This window comes from Bacteroides sp. 2201st1_D9_2201SCRN_220225 (assembly GCF_040928965.1).
In the GTDB taxonomy this organism is placed as follows: domain Bacteria; phylum Bacteroidota; class Bacteroidia; order Bacteroidales; family Bacteroidaceae; genus Bacteroides; species Bacteroides stercoris.
On the sequence record NZ_JBCODG010000039.1, the window covers coordinates 21,215 to 40,625 of the forward strand.

Annotated in this window: 10 protein-coding genes; 7 read left to right on the top strand and 3 right to left on the bottom strand. The window is 43.1% G+C overall.

From position 1 onward, the window contains the following. Positions 1-40: 40 nt before the first annotated feature. The 3 genes from AB5903_RS13650 to AB5903_RS13660 all read right to left on the bottom strand — a co-directional run bounded on the left by AB5903_RS13650 (position 41) and on the right by AB5903_RS13660 (position 6,552). Positions 41-1,828, bottom strand: a complete 1,788-nt coding sequence (locus AB5903_RS13650; RefSeq protein WP_117899192.1) for a RagB/SusD family nutrient uptake outer membrane protein — start codon at positions 1,826-1,828, stop codon at positions 41-43. 21 nt (positions 1,829-1,849) lie between these two features. Beyond that, the gene (locus AB5903_RS13655) at positions 1,850-5,074 is read right to left on the bottom strand and encodes a TonB-dependent receptor (protein ID WP_117741701.1); all 3,225 of its coding nucleotides are present in this window, start codon (positions 5,072-5,074) and stop codon (positions 1,850-1,852) included. 260 nt (positions 5,075-5,334) lie between these two features. Further along, entirely contained in the window at positions 5,335-6,552 is a 1,218-nt protein-coding gene (locus tag AB5903_RS13660) for a VapE domain-containing protein (RefSeq protein ID WP_368117943.1), read from the bottom strand. Between the two features lie 332 nt (positions 6,553-6,884). Between AB5903_RS13660 and AB5903_RS13665 the strand changes: the two genes are divergently transcribed. The 7 genes from AB5903_RS13665 to AB5903_RS13695 all read left to right on the top strand — a co-directional run. After that, entirely contained in the window at positions 6,885-7,523 is a 639-nt protein-coding gene (locus tag AB5903_RS13665) for an HU family DNA-binding protein (protein WP_022103692.1), read from the top strand. 262 nt (positions 7,524-7,785) lie between these two features. Beyond that, positions 7,786-11,052, top strand: a complete 3,267-nt coding sequence (locus AB5903_RS13670; RefSeq protein ID WP_060385374.1) for a TonB-dependent receptor — start codon at positions 7,786-7,788, stop codon at positions 11,050-11,052. Positions 11,053-11,074: 22 nt separating this feature from the next. After that, positions 11,075-13,012 (top strand): RagB/SusD family nutrient uptake outer membrane protein, encoded by a 1,938-nt coding sequence (locus AB5903_RS13675; RefSeq protein WP_022103694.1) that lies wholly within the window; start codon positions 11,075-11,077, stop codon positions 13,010-13,012. An 18-nt stretch (positions 13,013-13,030) separates the two neighbouring features. Then, the gene (locus AB5903_RS13680) at positions 13,031-14,911 is read left to right on the top strand and encodes a DUF5123 domain-containing protein (protein ID WP_368117944.1); all 1,881 of its coding nucleotides are present in this window, start codon (positions 13,031-13,033) and stop codon (positions 14,909-14,911) included. 23 nt (positions 14,912-14,934) lie between these two features. Further along, positions 14,935-16,659, top strand: coding sequence for a pectinesterase family protein (locus tag AB5903_RS13685; RefSeq protein WP_117899196.1), 1,725 nt, complete (start codon positions 14,935-14,937; stop codon positions 16,657-16,659). Between the two features lie 64 nt (positions 16,660-16,723). Then, the gene (locus AB5903_RS13690) at positions 16,724-18,325 is read left to right on the top strand and encodes a pectate lyase (RefSeq protein WP_117899226.1); all 1,602 of its coding nucleotides are present in this window, start codon (positions 16,724-16,726) and stop codon (positions 18,323-18,325) included. A gap of 42 nt (positions 18,326-18,367) precedes the next feature. Continuing rightward, on the top strand, positions 18,368-19,411 hold a 1,044-nt coding region (locus tag AB5903_RS13695), incomplete at its 3' end, for a polysaccharide lyase family 1 protein (RefSeq protein ID WP_368117945.1).

Sequence of the window (19,411 nt, forward strand, 5' to 3'; positions counted from 1 at the left end):
TTTCTTTTAGTGAATATTATTCAGAAAACGGAAGCAATAATCAATATCCAGGATTTTGGTCTTCCATACTCAACTGGCCGTTGGCATCGATAGCTGCTTGTGGGATAGGCCATAATAATTTTTCTCCTATGGTAGCAGCGGCTGTACCTATCATATGCGGATTGTATTTGTCGTTGTATTCAACCAATTTACCGGTACGACGAAGGTCCATACGACGATAACCGTTTCCAAACATTTCGCAGGCCGACTCTTTCAATATGATGTCCAAATCAATATTATTTTCAGCTGTTAAACCGGCGCGTTCACGTACAACATTCAAACGCTCCAAAGCTTTGGGATCATTCAATTTGTAGTAAGCTTCGGCTGCTACGAAAAACATTTCCGGCAGTGTGATTACGTGGAGGTCGCGGAAACTCTTTCCGGCATTATAGTCAGCGGTTTGGCTGTCGTCAAATTTCCGGCAAGGCTGTACAGACCAACTGAGTTTTTGCGTGGAGGCATCGTCAAAATCATATTTGGCAATAACCCCGTCCGGATATTCTGCCAGGTCTTTTACGTAAGTGGACATTGGCTCCATTTTGGCTGTTTTATCATTTTGTGGAATGATAAATGTGTTTTTCCGGTTTTCCGGGTCTTTGGCACGCCACTCAGCAACGGAAGCAGCGTCACTTTCCCAATAAGCCGGATAATACACTCCTACCATTTTGCCGTCAGCTTTACCGCCATTTTTGTAGAAAGAGAAATAGTCGCCGATAGGCTTGCCTTTTTCATCTTTAAATCCGTTCTTGATATCCCATTCTTTCTTGACCAGTAGGGTCTTCATGAAAGTTGCATCGTAGCGTTTGTCTCCTTTTTCAAAATTTCTCAATGCATGCATGTAAGGTATGAAAGATGAACTACCATTTTTCATGCCTTCTTCGCTACCCCCGTAATAGTTGGAAAAGAAACTCTGCCAACGATTACCGTCATTTTTGTCATGCTGGTTTTCTGCATCGTATTCCACATCGAAGATAAACTCTTCATTGTCATCTCCGGAACGGTCGGCAGCCCATAATTTGGCGAATTCGGTTGTCAGTTTGCGTCCGGCAATAACTTCGTCGGCATAGGCTGCCGCTTTGGTAAAGTAATCATCTTTCTTTAAGTCCCATGCAGCAGACAAGTAAGTTTTTGCCAGCAATGCCTTAACGGCTTCTATGCTGGCTTCCCCTCCTCCTTTTGTTGCAGAAGAAGCAACCAATTTGTTATTGTCGATAATGTTGGTCAGTTCTGTGATGATATGCGTATATACTGCTTCTGCCGTAGCACGGGGCTGTTCTTTGATTTCACCGGCCTGTTTGGCATATTCGGTTACTAAAGGAACGCCGCCAAAATTATTGACCAGCAAGTAATAATACAAACACTCGATGAAACGGCCTTCATCAATGTTTTTTTGTTTTATATCTTCACTCACCGTTGATTGTGCAGCATAGTACTGAATGGCAAGACATGAACGTATTCCATCGTAGCAATCTGTGTAGAAGTTTTTTACAGTCCCATTTTCAGGAGTAAAATTAGACCAACGGTGAAGAGCTGCACTGATATCATTGCGTCCATCCTGATACAAGTCTGTTCCGGAGTTGAAATAAGCGGTTACATCACTGCTGTTAAAGATATTTTTCAGTTGGGCGTATGCATCGTATGTCAGAGCTTGTAAACCGGCAGAAGTGGTAAAATATTCCACATCATTTACCGCGCTTTTATTGTCAGGTGTGAGGAAATCGTCACAGCCGGTCAATGTGATAGAGCCAGCCATGCACATTGTGTATAATAGTTTTTTATATAGTTTCATATTACTTATATGTTTTACTGGTTAGAATTTGATATTTGCACCAATCTGGTAGGTTACGGAAGCCGGTCCGCCGTCAGTCAGGTTTGCGCTTGCCCATTCCGGATCGAAACCATCGTAGCCGGTGAAGCAGAACGGATTAAGTACGTTTACGTAAAGGCGTAAATGTTTAACGGCTATTTTGCTCATCCACTTCTTCGGGAAAGTATAACCTAAAGTGATGTTTTTAACCTTTACAAAAGACGTTTTTTGGTATCTTACTCCCGAGCTGCTTTTACTGAAGTAACCGCCACCGGTTTTTTCATAATTGTTAGGATAGGGGTAAGCACCCATATGCGGTGTTTCCAAGTAAGTGATGTCTCCTGTTGCCTTGTCCAAAACCGGAGTTCCTGCTGGGATATAGTAATCGAAACTCATCTTTTGACGGCCACGGTCGCTGATATCCATGTATTGTTCGTGGAAATAACTGCGTGACCATTGTCCTTGTTTGGTGTAAAGCATAAACGAGAAGTCGAAGCCTTTATAGGTCATTGTGGAGCTCAGGCTACCGGTCCATTTAGGGTCGGTGCATCCATAAATCTGCTTGTCCTCGTCATTGATTTTTCCATCATCGTTCCAGTCGTTTACAGCCATCTGGCCTTCGTACCATTTCAGTTTATTGGGACTCTTGGGACCATATTTGTCGTACACTTCCTGTAATGTATAGTGTTTGTCTCCATTGATAGTGTGCATCGTGACTCCGTCCGCCGTAATTACACCTGCATAGGTGTAGTCGCGCAGTACATTCAGGCGTTCGCCTATGAACCAGTTGTTGCTGACATCGTCTCCGCTCGGCAGTTCTTTGATTTTACTCCAGTTGCGTGCGAATGCTACATTGACATCCCATGTAAAGTTCTGGTTGCGTATAACTCCGAAGTTGACGCCCAACTCAATACCGGCGTTCTGAACAGAGCCAATGTTGGTTGTCAGACTGCTTTCTCCAGTTTCCAAAGGCACTGTTGATTTCATGATTTGTCCGTCGGCAAGGCGGCGATAAGCATCTGCCGTTATATTGATCCGGTTCTGCAATACTGCAAAGTCCACACCGAAGTTGAATTCCTTGATTTTCTCCCACATCAGGGCTTGGTCAATGATTCCGTTACCGTAATAACCTTGGAATTCATTACCGCCGATTACAGCATAAGATGGTCCCGATGTGTAATAGCTTGTAGCATAATCTCCTACATTATTGTTACCGGTAATACCATAGGACAGGCGAAGTTTCAGATTATCCAACCATTCCACATCTTTCAGGAAATCTTCTTCAGACATTCTCCATGCCAGGGCGGCAGAGGGGAACCATCCCCAGCGGTTGCCTTTTGCGAAGCGTGAAGAGGCATCGGCACGTACGGTAACTGTGGCCATGTAACGTTCTTTGTAGGCGTAGTTCAGGCGGGCAGCTACGGAAACCATGGACGATTCGGTATACGAGGACTTGGTAGCCTGGTTTTTGGCACCTTTTTCCATGGCATGATAAGACAATCTGTCGTCTGATATATCGGTAACGGATTGGGTATAAGTCTCTTTGTCTGTTCTATACATGGAGAATAATCCCATAGCTCCCAAGCGGTGATTGCCCCAGGTCTTGGTGAAATCAATCTGGTTATCCCATGTCCAGTCCATCCGGTCTGTGTTGACAACCGATGCATAGTTTTGCTTTTTATTCTGGTAATATGCCGTTCCGTCAGGATATTTGTCCGAAACGCCGGTACCCATGAAGATACCTTGACGTCCATGGTAGAAGTTGGGAGAGAAAGTCGTTGTGAATTTCAGTCCTTTCATAAGATTGAAGCGGAGATAAGCATTACCGAACACATGGAATTTGCGGGTCTGGTTTTCGTAAGCATCGATATCCAAATCAACCAATGGAGACGGAGTAGATGTTAAAGACATATTGCCCACTTTTGCTGGTCTGGCCAACAGGTTTCCGTCTTCATCCCACGGAGAAATGACCGGAGCAAACCAGAAAGCATTGTTGTAAGGAGAATACGCATTGGAAGAATCGGTAATCCAGTCATCCTGCACATCGTATACCATATTGACCGACATACCTGCTTCCACTACTTTAGATAATTTGCTGTCGAAAGCAGCTTTGATGTTGAAGCGGTCATAGCTGTTTTTCTTGAAAACATTTTCTTCGCCTTGATAACCAGCGCCCAAGCGGTAGGATGTTTTCTCGCTTGCACCGCTTGCACTGATGAAGTGGTTTTGTTGTGAACCGGTCTGCAACACCTGGTCTGCCCAATCATAACTTTCATTATTCATCCACCGTGTATACAAAGGCGACTCTTTCCACTCAGTGCCATTCTGGAATACAGACTGCAAGTCTGCATCTTTGATTATATATTTGATATGTCCCGTTTCATCCGGACCGCTTGAAGTTGTATATTTGGCAAAGCGGTAGTTCATCCATTCCGTAGACTCCATGAATTTGGGCATGCGGGCTACTTTTCGGATACCGTAGTAACCATCGTATGTAATTTCTACCGGTTGGGCTTTGCTTTGTCCGGCTCCGGCTCCTTTAGTGGTAATCAAAATCACTCCTTCGGATGCACGCGAACCGTAGATGGCTGTGGAAGAAGCATCTTTCAGCACATCGATACGTTCGATATCTTCGGAGTTCAGAAAGTCGATAGAAGAGACTACCATACCATCCACTACGTAAAGAGGACCGTTTGAATTGTTAATGGAAGATTGACCGCGGATTTGCATGCTGAATTTACCATTGGCGCGACTGTTGGTTGCCGTGATGTTGACTCCCGGAACAGATCCCTGCAGAGCATCTTCTACGCGGAGCGCACCACGGGCGGCCAATTTATCGGCAGAAACCGAAGCCAAGGAACCTGTCACATCGGTTTTCTTCATTGTTCCGTAACCTACCACCACCACTTCATCCAATGCCTGCGCATCTTCTTTCAGTGTTACCTTAATGTTCTTTTGGCTGCCCACTGTAACGGTTTGCGTGATATAACCGATAAATGATACCTGGATTTTTGCATTGGGCTGTACGCTGAGTTTGAAATTACCGTCAATATCGGTAATTACACCGTTGGTCGTACCTACTTCCAATACGTTTGCACCGATAATAGGTTCACCTGTACCGTCGATTACGGTACCTGAGATTTGGTGACCTTGTGCAAAGGCGATTAAGCATAGCATACTCAACGACAGAGTAGCCAATGCTCTTTTTGCAAGTCTTTTTAGATTCATAAGTTTGTTTTTTATAGTTATTAAATGTAGTAAGGCTGATAATCGTAATGAGGTATTCTCACCCGTTATCGAACACAAAAATACATGATATATCGTAAATTTTATAGTATTTTTTGATATTCTTTGTGGAAAAATTAACTGTTATCCTCTGACTGTCCGTGTGGCATATTCTCCTTTCTCCCTTCACATCTCCCTATTCATCAGGCTTTGCGGGTGAACCCTTGGTTGGGAGGACCATAACAGATAAGCACTTCATTTTTTTATGTCAGAGACACTACCGGATAGAAATTTCCATAGCGTCCGTGCTTTCGCAGAAAACCGGCAGGCACGAGTTGCTGCGAAAAACTGTTCGGGTTGCTTCCCCTCATGGCGGCAGGGTTTTGTTTTTTCAGTTCTTTGAAGATGTCGGCAGCGGAGAGATTTCTTATTTTTTCTTTTGGGTCCTCGGATGTTGCAGGACGGAAACAACTGCGTAGTACTTCTTCTGCCGGATTGCGGTGCTGGAAGATGAGGTTGTGCTCTTGGAGCTCTTCCTCTTCTTCGGCCGAAAACCAATAGCGTGCTCCATCCGAAAGTTCCTGTTTCAGTTGTGCATAGATTTGCTTGTGCTCAATGCAGGTACAATCAATTTTATCCTTTACCTCTACACAGAGAAAACGGCGGCTACCGGTGTTGTCAGACAATAAGTCGAAACGGTTGCTCGTGCCGATGAAAGAAGCGATACGGGGCAGGTTACGGAAATTCTTTTGGTATGCCTTGCAAAGGTTTAAATCCGCCATTTGCATCAGGTTTTTGAGCAGTGGTATTTTTCCTGGAGAATATTTATCGAATTCATCGAGGTTCAGCAGTCCCATTTCCGACATTTTGCGGGTGGCATTGCTCCGTGAGGTCAGCTCCACTTCATCCGAATAGTAGCGGGACAAGCTGTCGGGCATCAGACTTTTGCAGAATGTGGATTTCAGGCAGCCTTGTCGGATGCTGACGAGTAGGGGAGCTACGCTGTTGGCATGCTTTCCGGTCTGTCCTGTCCATTGGGCAGTGAGACCGAGCATCCATGTATGGAAACCGTTTATCCAATATGATTCGGACGAGATGCGTTGGGCCAGTCGGGTTATCCGGTCGATGCCATCCCAAACGGGAAGCTGTTCAAAATAAAGCAGGAAGGGATGATATTCAGGTACATGTTTGGAGAAAAGAAAACGGCTGATATCTTTGTCCCAACATAGAATTCCCCGGGCATGGGCTTCGAGGCATAGGGTATTCAGTTCCCGTTTGCCGATGGTGACAAACGTTTTGTCTGCGGCATTGGCGGGGCGGTATTCGGTTTCGTCTGTCAGCAGGTTGTAACGGAAGAGGTAACTGTTTTGCAAAAAGCGGTTTACCTGTTCTGTCAAGTTACATTTTTGCACGCGGGCAGGTTTGTCAAGCTTCCGGTTTCTTAGTAGAAAGAGGATAAATTTCATAATGCTTTTTTTCATGGTATGCATTGTTTTTATTAATGGGTTCATGCCACTAAGTTACTATCGGCAGGAAGCCTTTTGCAAGTCTTTCTTATACTATTTTTATTGGTGGTACAGTATGTGGAAAGACCTTGTGTTATTGTATTTTCAATGTGAGATAATTCTTTTTCTCTCGTTGTAAAATAGGGTGTTGACTATAGTCAACCGTTCTGTTCATTACTGTCGGCTGTTCTGTTTACAACAGTCGGCTGCTTTGTTGACTGTTGTCGGTAACCGGTTTATCTTAAAGGAAAAATAGATTATCTCGTAGGAAAACACTATATTTACACAATATAAATAAATACTGCACAATGGCAATTCATTTTGAATGGTATGAGAATCCGGTTCCACCAAACCGGCCGGATGAGAAAAAACTCCATGCACGCATTACGTACAATGGAAAGGTAGGGACAGACTACGTGAGGCGTAAAATCCAGGAGCGTTGTTCGCTGACGGAAACGGATGTAACGGCTGTGCTCGATGCACTGTCGCATGTGTTAGGGCAGGAACTGGGCGACGGACGTCAAGTGCATCTGGACGGGATAGGCTATTTTCATCCTACGCTGAAATGTATAGAAGAGGTGACGGCAGAGACGAAACGCAAAAACACCAAAGTTCGTTTAAAAGGTATCAAGTTTCGTGCCGACCAGGCATTGAAGAACGAAGTAGGAGCTGTAAAGCTTAAAAATATCAAGCATGACGGACACTCCAGTAAGTTATCGGACGTGGAAATAGACATGCGCCTCCGTGCTTATTTTGCCGACCATCAGCTGATGACCCGTGCAGACTTCCAACAGATTTGCGGATTTATGAGGTCGAAGGCTATGGAACATATCCGCAGATTGAAGTTGGAAGGAAAAATACGGAATATAGGACTGCCTACACAACCGATATACGTACCCGTGGAGGGATATTACGGGATAAGCAGGGATAGGATTGTCCGGAAATGATTTTTTGACTTTTATTATGGATTTGCGGGTGAAGGCTTGGAAAGAGGCTTCACCCGCAAATGCTGATGGATAGGGAGATGTGAAGGGTAAAGAGATAAATGACAGATGGATATAAGCATATATCTTTATGATGTTTTTTAGCAGGTAAAACAATTTTTAGCAGTTTTATGTCAAAATCTACACAAGAGATGTGACTTAAAAAATGAATTTTGCCCCGTGAACAAATATCGTGGAGAACATTATTTTTTTAACACATCTTTTTATGTATAATCAACAAAGACTAAAGAAAGTTGCTTTGATGCTCATGATGAGCATGCTTTGCCTGATTTCCTTTGCACAGGAAAGACAGGTGCAGGGCATCGTGAAAGACAAGAGCGGTGAACCGATGATTGGTGTCAACGTTTTGGTAAAAGGTACCACCAACGGTACCATAACTGGAGTGGACGGAGATTTTACGCTTTCGGGCGTGAAAAAGTCCGATATCCTCTCTTTTACCTATATCGGCTTTAAGAATAAAGAGCTGAAGTATGAAGGAGAAAAACTGCTGAATGTGGTTTTGGAAGAGGATTCCGAGTTATTGGATGAAGTTGTTGTCATTGGTTACGGTACGGTGAATAAGCGAGACCTGACCGGTTCCGTAGCTTCCGTCAGTTCGCAGGATATTGCATCTATTCCGGTATCTAGCGCTTCCGAAGCATTGACCGGTAAAATGGCGGGGGTGAATATCACTACTACGGAGGGTTCTCCCGATGCGGATATTAAGATACGTATACGTGGTGGTGGTTCTTTGTCGCAAGACAATTCACCTCTTTATATAGTAGACGGTTTTCCTGTATCCAGTATCAGTGACATTGCTCCGTCTGAAATTCAGAGTATTGATGTCTTGAAAGATGCTTCTTCTACAGCTATTTACGGTGCACGTGGTGCTAATGGTGTAATTATCGTTACTACCAAGAGTGGTAAAGAAGGAAAGGTTCAAGTGGATTTTGGCGCTTCGTTCGGTTTTAAGAAAGTGACTAAAATGACTGAAGTGATGAGTCCTTATGATTTTGTGGCTTATCAACGTGAAATCGGTTCGTTGGATTACGGAAATTATAATGATATGGATATCTGGAAATCAATCGATGGTATTGACTATCAGGATGAGATATTCGGACGAACAGGTAATCAGCAGCAATATAATGTGAATGTGGCCGGGGGTAGCAAACAATTGACCTACAGTGTAAGTTATGCTCATAATGAAGAAAAAAGCATTATGCTTGGCTCAGGTTTTAAGAAAGATAATATCAATGCAAAGCTTAAGTCGGAACTGAACAAATGGCTGACTTTAGACTTCAATGCGCGTTTGAGTTATTCTACTATCGAGGGTTTGAGTGGTGGTGCTGATACGAATGAGTCCAATGCTGCTAATTCTACTGTAGCCAATGCGGTGGTTTTCCGTCCGGTCAATGCTTTGTCTCATAGTTCGGATGATGATGAGGAGAGCAATGCTGCTTTACAGAAAACGCCTTTGGAACGTTTGCTGGCAACGAATAAAGGACGCAATTCTTTCCGTCAGAATTATAATTTCGGTTTGAATTGGAAGCCGTTTAAGAACTGGACTTTCCGCTCGGAATTTGGTTATGGTTGGAGATATGAAGATACAGAACAATATTGGGGTACTGACGCTGTAAGTAACTCTAAATATGGTTATAACGGACGTCCTCAGGCATATTTGCTGCGTGAGACGACAAAGAACTGGCGCAATGCCAATACTCTTACTTACGAAAATAAGAAAATGTTTGATGGTCGTGACCGTTTGAATGTGCTCGTGGGACATGAAGTGAGCAGCAGCATGGAGGAATCCATAGAGAATGTGTCTGTAAATTTCCCTACAACAATGGGATTTGAGGATATGAAAGCCAATATGGGGGCCGGCACGGCATTGCCGAACCAGTCTACTATCTCTGCCGAAGAGAACATGCTTTCATTCTTCGGGCGTGTCAATTACACGATGATGGACAAGTATTTGCTTACGGTAACGGTACGTGCCGATGGTTCCAGTAAGTTTGGAGATGGAAACCGTTGGGGCGTTTTCCCCTCTGCCGCATTGGCATGGCGTATTTCCGATGAGGCGTTTATGGCTAATACAAAGGATTGGTTGTCTGCATTGAAATTGCGTTTGAGTTTTGGTACGGCTGGTAACAACCGGATTAATTCAGGGCTTCTTTATACTACTTACTCGTTGAGTGGCAATGATTCCCGTAATCCTTTCTTCAATGGAACCAGTACACCTATGTTGGAACATGGGACCTATCTTTATAACCCAAAGTTGAAATGGGAGACTACCGTTACCCGTAACTTGGGTATTGACTATGGTTTTTGGAACAATCGTATTTCGGGTTCGGTAGATGTATATTGGAATACGACCAGAGATTTGCTGATGAAGGCGGAGATACCCGGTAACTCCGGTTATTCTTATCAGTATCAGAATTTTGGACAGACTTCGAATAAAGGTATTGAAATGTCGATGGATGCAGTATTGGTAGATACGAAAAACTTCAGCTTGAACTTTACTGCCAATGTTGCCTACAACCGAAACCGAATTGACAAATTGACCACCGACAGCCCTTGGCAGAGTAGCAATTGGGCAGGAAGCACTATTTCCAAATATGAAGATTTCCGTGTGGAAGAGGGTGGACGTCTGGGTGAAGTATGGGGATTCCGTACCAATGGATATTATACAGTATATGATCCTGTTACCAATCCGACCGGAGAATTGGTATGGGGCGATAAACAATGGGTGCTGAAAGATGGCATGAAAGATAACAGCCCTACGATAACAGGAGGTTCTTACTATCCTGGCGGATTGAAAATACAAACCGATGAGAATGGAAATCCTTTGAAACAGCGTCTTGGAAACACTGTAGCTCCTTGGGTAGGCGGTTTTGGGCTGAATGGGCGTTTCGGCAATAGCCGCACCGGTGAGTTGGATGTGAATATCTTCTTTAACTATTCTACCGGCAATGTGATTATCAACGGTACAAAATTGGCATCGTCTTTCCGTTCCGGCTCTAGGACCGGTTATAACTTGAATAATGATTTCCGTCTTGGTAACCGATATACATGGATCGATCCGGAAACAGGCTTGAATCTTGCCAGCTCTTCAACCGCAGTCTTGAATCATTATGGTGACATGCAAGCTGCCGGATTGCGCCTGAATGAAATCAATTCCAGTGCCAATATGTATAATCCGGCTGCTGCTTCTACGATGCAGTTAATAGATTATGCGGTGGAGGATGCTTCTTTCTTGCGCCTGAACAATCTTACTATCGGTTATTCGCTGCCTAAGCACCTTGTTAAGAAAGCATTCTTGCAGAATGTAAGGGTTTATCTGACCGGATATAACTTGTTCTGTTGGACCAGCTATAGCGGAGCCGATCCTGAAGTGGATGTGAGCAGCAAGCGCAACGCCATGACACCGGGTGTGGACTATGCCGCTTATCCCAAGAGCCGTACGTTTGTAGGCGGCATTAACATTACATTCTAAAACCTAACAGATATTGACTGATATGAGAAATATATATAAAACTTTATGTTTAGCGGCAGGGTTGGTTGCCATGACTTCCTGTTCTGATTTTCTGGATCAGACTTCTCCTTCCGAACTGGATAATAAAACTACTTTTAATAACACATACTATACGGAACTGACCGTGAATAAGATTTACGGAAGTCTGACTCAGGACCAAGCCTACTCCAACTTTATGCCTATTATAGCAGGTCTGAATACGGATTGTGAATTGGTGGACGGACTTGGTACCGATGCCAGCAATACCTCCAGCGAACGCGGTAATATGAATTACAATGCTAATCCGGGTTGGACGCAACTTTCGCGTGTATGGGATGTGATGTATGGCATTATTGAGAACGCCAATCTGGTAATAGATGGCATAAACAACAGCGAGCTGATTAAGACGAAAGGCGATGATTGCGATATGATGCTACGCTTCCGTGCCGAAGCTAAAGTGTTGCGTGCAATGATTTATTTCGACTTGATTCGCCTTTTCGGAGATATTCCGTTTGCTACCGGTGCTTCGGATAGCAATCTGGAAAATGTGTATGTAGGGAAGACTGACCGTGATGTTATTATGGAGGCTTTGATTGGCGATTTGGAAGAATCCATTCCTTATCTGCCTTGGGCAGGTGGTACAACTTACACCACAGAGCGTGTCACCAAAGGATATGCACATGGTTTGCTGGCAAACATAGCATTGACCCGTGCCGGATGGTTTATTCGTGAAGCTGCGAAGGAAGGATATGTGACAGCTACGGAAAACTCAGATCCGGCTTATCCTACTCAGCGTTGCGATGATGAAAAACGTCATGAGATGTATAAATTGGCAGAGGAACATCTTGCCGCTATCATCAATGATAATACACACTCGATGACTCCCACTCTTGCAGGTTATTGGAATGGGGTGAACTTGTGTGAACTGGATAATACCTATCGTGAAAATTTGTTTGAAATCCCGATGGGGCTGAATAATAGCAGTGAATTGGGGTATACTGTAGGATTTCGTGTAAACGGTGCTTTTCCCGGTGGTGTGTCTGAGGAACATAACTATGGTCCGAAAGGTAATTCCAGTGGTAAGCTCAAACTGACAGCTCCTTATTATATGTCTTTTGATGCTGCAGACCAGCGTCGTGACCTGACTTGTGCCCTGATGCAGATTCGTACGAAGAGTGGCGTTTATAAAGAAGATATGCTTGGCAATGCTCCTTTTGCCATTTATTGCGGCAAGTGGGACTATCGTAAGATGAAAAATCGGAAAGACGGTTGGTGGGATGCTGTGAAAGCAAGCGACCAGAAAGTGTGCAGTGGCATCAATGTTGTAAAGATGCGCTATCCTCATGTTTTACTTATGTATGCGGAGGTTATGAATGAACTTTATGGCAGCTATAATACAGGTGGCGAGTATTGTTCAAAAACAGCTTTCGAAGCTCTTTCCGAGATACATACACGTGCCTTCAACGGTGACAAGGCTGCTGCAGAGGCTCATTTGACGAAACTCATTAATGAACAGGGCTTCTTTGAAACGATTGTTGATGAAAATGCCTGGGAATTGGCAGGTGAGGGTGTACGTAAATTCGACCTTATCCGTTGGAATCTGCTCAGTGCTAAGATTGACGAGTTCAAGGAGAGCTATCGTAATGCAGTGAATAATGGTTCATATCCGGCTAAAATTTATTATAAGTTCAAGGAGGATAATTTCACGATTGATGTAACCACATTCAATTACAACGAACCTGTGGAAGCCGGTTACTTTAGCGCCAATTTCTTCGGCAGAGAGACTACAGATGCCAAGCAGGAGCAACTGCTTGTTAATCTGCCCAGTATTTCGGCAGGATTGAACCGTGTAGTGAAAAACCGTTATTTGCTTCCTATCGCTTCTACCACGATTTCTACATCGAATGGCAAGTTGCATAATTCTTATGGATATAGTGATTAATCTTAAACACTCAAGGAAATGAAAAATATCAGAAATATATTGGCTAAAGGGGTATTTATGCTCCTTGTCTCTTTACTTGCAATGGCATGTACAGAGAAAAGCGATTGGGGTATTGATGCCTCGTACAGCCGTCCGTTTGGAACCAATGAGGATGGTATAAATGTGACAAAAGATGAAAAAGTAGCTCGGGTTACGGTAACTTGGGATGCCATGCCCGGCGTAGAATATTATATTCTTGAAATAAGCAAGAATGAGCTGACTGATGAAATTCCTATGGGATCGGAAGAGAACGGTAATCTTGTTTATGGGAATACAGTAGAAAACCGCATATTGAAAGCTCCTTTTTTAATTGACAATCTGGAAGCAGGTGCGGAATATTATCTGCGTATTAAGTCTGTGGCAAATGGCAAGGAATCCTATTGGGCTTATTTAGACGAACCGTTCAAAACAGTAACGGAAGAGGATGTATTGAATGTGCCTGCCGAAGAGGATCTTCCGGTTGCATCAGGTAAGGTACGTATGTCATGGGAAGCTGGTCTGACAGTAACGCATTTCGAGATTGTGGGCGGTGCTGCTCCTATAGAGCGGGCAATTACGGCTGAGGAAGCTGCTGCAGGAGAGGCATGGATTGAAGGACTGAAAATATTCACAGCTTATACTATCAGCATTTATAATAATGAAACGTTACGCGGTTCACAGGAAGTGGTAGTGCCGGGATTGGAAATAGAGTCTACCGTAGATGAGATTACAGCCAATACGGCAAGATTCTCTTGGGATAATACAGTGGATGTGGACCAATATATCTGTCAGCCCTCTTCAGCGCCTACTCCGGATGATGCCACCGGAGCTGTTTCGCTAAGTGTTTCCGAGGTAAATGAACATGCCGTTATTATACCGAATCTGGAACCAAGTACGGAATACACAGTTTATGCTTTCTATAATGGGGCTATATGTGCACGTGCTACATTTACAACAAAGAAGGGAAAACCTGTTGGGTATACGGAATATAATGGTGTTGAGGCTTTAATAGCCGATTGGGATAACTTGTCCGGTAATATTTTAGTGACAATCAGTGCAGATGCGGATTTGAGTAACAAATCTGAGATACCTGCTGCGGTTACTAATATTGTCTTTTGGGGTGAGGGAGCTACACAACCGAAATTAGCTGTTAAGAATATGCAAACTTTAGGGGCTATTGATAAAATAGAGTTTTATAATCTGAATATCAGTGCACTTAGTAACGATTGTGTTATTGCTCCGAATACAGAAGGTTCTTCTATAGCAAATATTGAAATAACTTCATGTACTATAGAAAATTATCGGGGTATTGTTCGTATGCGTAAGGTAAATGGGGAAAGTAGTCTGAAATTGAATATTGATGACTGTATTATTAGAAACTTGGGTACTAAAGGCACAAATAATTACTATGGTATTGTTCAAACGGATGGAGCTGTGAAATCTGTAATCATTAATATGATGAACTCTACTTTTGCTAATCCAGGTGGAATCAATGCATCGCTCCTAAGAGTTGATAAGGCTGATAATTCTATTTCTGTAATTAAAAACTGTACTTTCTATAATTTAGTTGATAGAGATGCTCTTGTGAGAGGAGCGAAAGGTAGTCTTACTGTAGAAAATGTTTTATTTGCAGGTAGTAATACTTTCCAGATATTCTATGATGATAAAACTCTTCCGGCTTCTTTAAATTGGTCGAAAGTTTATAGAACATCAGACCTTACTGTTTCAAAACCAGGTTCTACATCTACTACAGCTTTGTCCTATTCTTCATCCCAACTGTTCCCGAATGCATCTTCAAGTACCGATGTGCTTGATTTGACTTTCGGTGCAGATATTCCGAATGAAGTTAAGATAATCGATGATCCGCGTTGGAATAAATAATAAATTTAATAACATGAACTAATATGAATACAAAATCTATTTATACAGTAGGCAAATGCTTGCTCCTCTTGTTACTTATCTTCACAGGTTATGCCTGTGAAGATAACGATGAAGGCAAGGAAAATACAAGTGCTCCTGTTCTTATTTCATGCAATATCAATGGTACGGAGGTTGATCTTGCCAATATTGATTCGGAAACGGAGAACAATTTGACGGCGGGTACTGATGGTTATGTGGAGTTTGTCTTTAGCAAAGCCATGCGCCAGACTCCGCCGACTAAGGATGAAGAAACCGGTGAAGTGCTGACAACCGGAATTTATTTCAATGATAAGGTTGCTTCCAATCAGATTGTCATCAATTATGAGAAAGTCCGCTATCCTTATTCTGTCAGTGAAGGTTCCGAATGTTCCTTATTTATCGAGGCGGGTACATTGACGGATATGCAGCATCGTCCTTACAGCAAAGATATTACTTTGAAGTTTACAGCCACTTCCGGTATTTCCGGTGGAGATAGCGAAACGGTGTTTGATGCTGTTGTTGATGCAAACGGAAGAGGTGATTATACCACTGTACAAGCTGCTATTAATGCCGCTCCTGCCAATTTGACATCGCCTTACCTGATTTTTATTGCAGCAGGAACCTATAATGAATGTGTATATATACCTAAAACAAAACCGTTTATTCATTTGATTGGAGAAAATCCTGACAGAGTGAAAATTCAATTTGCGTTGAATCGTGTAGAGGAGCAAACTAATTCGGATACATGGCCTTATTCTATTCACAATCCTAATTCACCTGCGCGCCTTGCAGGATATACCACAGATCAGAATTGTGTAGTATTGATTAAAGCTACTGATGTTTATCTGGAGAACATTTCCATTATTAACTTGTACGGTGCATTGAAAAGCCGCTATGACGGTGGTCTTGGAAAAGGTGGACAAGCTGAAGCTCTGTGTAGCCATTATGATAGATTGGCTATGAATAATTGTAAATTGGTTTCATTCCAGGATACGTGGTGGACGCGTTTCCAGAAAGTGAACGGAACGTATGGTATTTGCCGGGCTTATGTACAAAATTCATGGATTGAAGGTAGTACGGACTATATCTGGGGAAGTGGTGATGTGCTGATAGAAAACAGTACTTTTTATAACACGGGCAATGGTAGTTTTATTACGGCTTCACGTAGTAACGAAACCGATGCTTATGGGTATGTGATGAAAGACTGTACGATAGACGGTGAGGCAGGTATAACCGCTTTTTCTTTCGGACGTCAGCAATCAACTTCTGCGAAGGCGGTTTTCATTAACACTGCTTTGAAGATGGATATTATAGACGGTCATTGGACTGCGGGTAGCGCAGCGCCTGCTCTTTTTGGCGAATATAATACGGTTGATAAAAATAATCAGGTAATTTCAACAGGAGATATGACAGTTGGTAGCGGCAGCAGTCAGTTTACTGCAAAAGTTCTTTCTGCAGATGAAGCTGCCGGATATACTTATGAGAACATCATTGCCAGAGAGGGATGGAATCCGAAACAGTATATGCAGACCCCAGGCACTACTATGGCTACCTTGGATGGTACTACTTTAAGTTGGAATGCAATAGACGGAGCTGCAGGTTATCTTATTTTTGTGAATGGCGTCTATTTGGCACAGACTACCGAAACTTCGGTATCTGTTACGACTGCTGCTGACGGGGTATACACAGTCAGGGGAGTAGGACATTACGGAAGCATCAGTGCTGAATAATTGTTTTATAAAAGCCGGTAAATCTGCTGCCGGCTTTTATGTATTAAAAAACTTACTTATGAGAATATTGAAACTCGTTTATTTTGGTTTGCTGTGTTTCATCCTTTCTGCTTCAGTAGTGGCATGTTCGGATGATAATCCGGTTTCTGGCGGAACTTCCGTTCCGCCAGAAACTGATAATAATGGGGATGGAGATAATAATCCGGATACGGATAATATATTGGAAGAGTATCCTGCTCCGGACCGTTCTTCGATTGCTGCATTTCCGGGTGCATATGGCGCCGGTCGGTTTACTACAGGCGGAGCAGGTGGAAAGGTGTATGTGGTGACTTCATTGGCAGACACCAACGAAAAAGGGACTTTGCGTTACGGTATCAGCCAAAGCGGAGCGCGTACGATTGTGTTTGCAGTGAGTGGACTGATAGATTTGAACAGCCCGCTGAAAATAGTAAATGGTGACCTGACAATTGCCGGTCAGACAGCTCCCGGAGACGGTATTTGTTTGAAAGGTTATCCGGTTTCTGTACAGGCTGATAATGTCATTATTCGTTTTATGCGTTTTCGAATGGGATCTGATAATTTCACAACTGAAGGTGAGGCGGATAGTGGCGATGCACTTTGGGGAAAGCAACATAAGAACATCATCATAGATCATTGTTCCATGAGCTGGTGTACGGATGAGTGTGCTTCCTTTTATGATAATAGCAATTTTACTATGCAGTGGTGTATTATCAGCGAGAGTTTGAACCGTTCTGTACATACCAAAGGTAATCATGGGTATGGAGGTATTTGGGGTGGCTCACCTGCTACGTTCCACCATAATCTTCTGGCACATCATAGTAGTCGTACTCCTCGTCTATGTGGCAGTAGGTATACCGGTAAACCCGGCAATGAAAAAGTAGATTTACGCAACAATGTCTTTTATAATTGGGGACCTACCAATGGCGGCTATGCCGGTGAAGGAGGAAGTTATAATTTTGTGAATAATTATTATAAACCGGGGCCTTCTACCAATAAAAAATCCGATATTGTCAATCGCATTTTTCAGCCGAATGGAGATGATGGAAAAAATAAAAATGCAAAAGGAACATGGGGAATGTTTTATCTGAATGGTAACTATTTTGATGGTACATGCCCTCAATTAAATCCTGCTTATCAGTCTTTGCTGGAGGAGGTGAACAATGATAATTGGGTCGGTTTGCAGCCGAATGAGACATCCGGTGTACTCTTACCTTCCGGTGGAAAGTCTGCTATTCAGGCTAACTCGGAATTTACAATAACCGATGATGCGGCATTATTTACGCAGTCTGCTTCAGAAGCTTATAAAGCCGTACTGCTGTATGCCGGTGCTTCGTTGAAGTCTGATGCGGTGGACAGGCGTATAGTAGACAATGTACGTAATGGAGATTATACGGCCTCAGGAAGTAACGGCAGTGTGCTGGGACTTATTGATAAGGCAACGGATGTGGGAGGATGGCCTGTATATGTGAAAGAGAATGCCCCTGTGGATACAGACGGCGACGGAATGCCGGATGCTTGGGAGGCAGCCAATGGGCTGAATCCGAAAAGTTCTGCAGATGGAGTCAAATATAATCTGAGTAAGGAATATACAAATTTGGAAGTATATATCAATAGCTTGGTAGAGAAACTTTATCCGGCTAAATGATATTTGTGTAATTACATATTTGGATTAAAAAACGGATAAGATATGAAAGGTATATATTGGTTGTTCTATTTGCTATTTGTTTTGGGATTCGGGGTTATTTCCTGTTCCGGAGATAATCCGATTGTAGATTCGGAAGGAAATATAGGTAGCAACGGCGACGATGAAAGCAATGGTGAGGAAAACGGCTCTCCTGATACCGGAGTGAAAACATTGGACTATGGCGAGTTATTTGCTTTTCCTTATGCTGAAGGTCATGGTCGCAATGCGACCGGTGGCCGCGGAGGTGCTGTATATGTTGTGACACGTTTGGATGACCCTGCCGGCAAGCCGGAAGGAACCTTACGATATGCAGTAGAGAAAAGCGGTGCAAGAACTGTTGTTTTTGCAATTTCCGGTACTATCATGCTGGAACGTGAACTTAAAACAAAAAATGACAATCTTACGATTGCAGGGCAGACCTCGCCGGGAGGAATCTGTATAGCAAATTATCCTTTTACCATAAACTCTGATAATGTGATAATCAGATTTATTCGCTTCCGTCCGGGTAATATCAATACGGATAATGATGGTCTGGGAGGTTCGGATAATAAGAATATTATTATCGATCATTGTTCTGTGAGTTGGGGAACGGATGAAGGATTGTCTGTATATGGTTCGGAATATACTACGGTACAGTGGTGCTTGGTTGCGCAGTCATTGCGAGCAACTCCTGCCAAAATAACAGGAGAGAAATTTAATACTCATGGATACGGAGGCAATTGGGGAGGACACTATGCTTCTTATCACCATAATATAATTGCTCATTGCGAAAGCCGGGTACCACGTCTTGGACCTCGCTACACGACATTGGCTCTTGATAAGGGTGAACTTGTTGATATACGCAATAATGTGTACTATAATTATGCGGGAGAAGGCTGTTATGGCGGTGAAGCTCAAAAGGTGAATCTTGTAAACAATTATTATAAACCCGGACCTGCAACTAAACTTTTTACCGGCAGTAAGGAAAAACGTCAGTATCGCATTGCCAAACCCGATGTGTATCCGAAAGATTATTCGGGAGCAGATTATAAAAAATGGCTTCAGACC

Bases quoted from the DNA above. Each gene is read 5' to 3' on its own strand.
- AB5903_RS13660 (WP_368117943.1), bottom strand. From the start codon at position 6,552: ATGAAAAAAAGCATTATGAAATTTATCCTCTTTCTACTAAGAAACCGG.
- AB5903_RS13655 (WP_117741701.1), bottom strand. From the start codon at position 5,074: ATGAATCTAAAAAGACTTGCAAAAAGAGCATTGGCTACTCTGTCGTTG.
- AB5903_RS13680 (WP_368117944.1), top strand. From the start codon at position 13,031: ATGAAAAATATCAGAAATATATTGGCTAAAGGGGTATTTATGCTCCTT.
- AB5903_RS13670 (WP_060385374.1), top strand. From the start codon at position 7,786: ATGTATAATCAACAAAGACTAAAGAAAGTTGCTTTGATGCTCATGATG.
- AB5903_RS13650 (WP_117899192.1), bottom strand. From the start codon at position 1,828: ATGAAACTATATAAAAAACTATTATACACAATGTGCATGGCTGGCTCT.
- AB5903_RS13685 (WP_117899196.1), top strand. From the start codon at position 14,935: ATGAATACAAAATCTATTTATACAGTAGGCAAATGCTTGCTCCTCTTG.
- AB5903_RS13665 (WP_022103692.1), top strand. From the start codon at position 6,885: ATGGCAATTCATTTTGAATGGTATGAGAATCCGGTTCCACCAAACCGG.
- AB5903_RS13675 (WP_022103694.1), top strand. From the start codon at position 11,075: ATGAGAAATATATATAAAACTTTATGTTTAGCGGCAGGGTTGGTTGCC.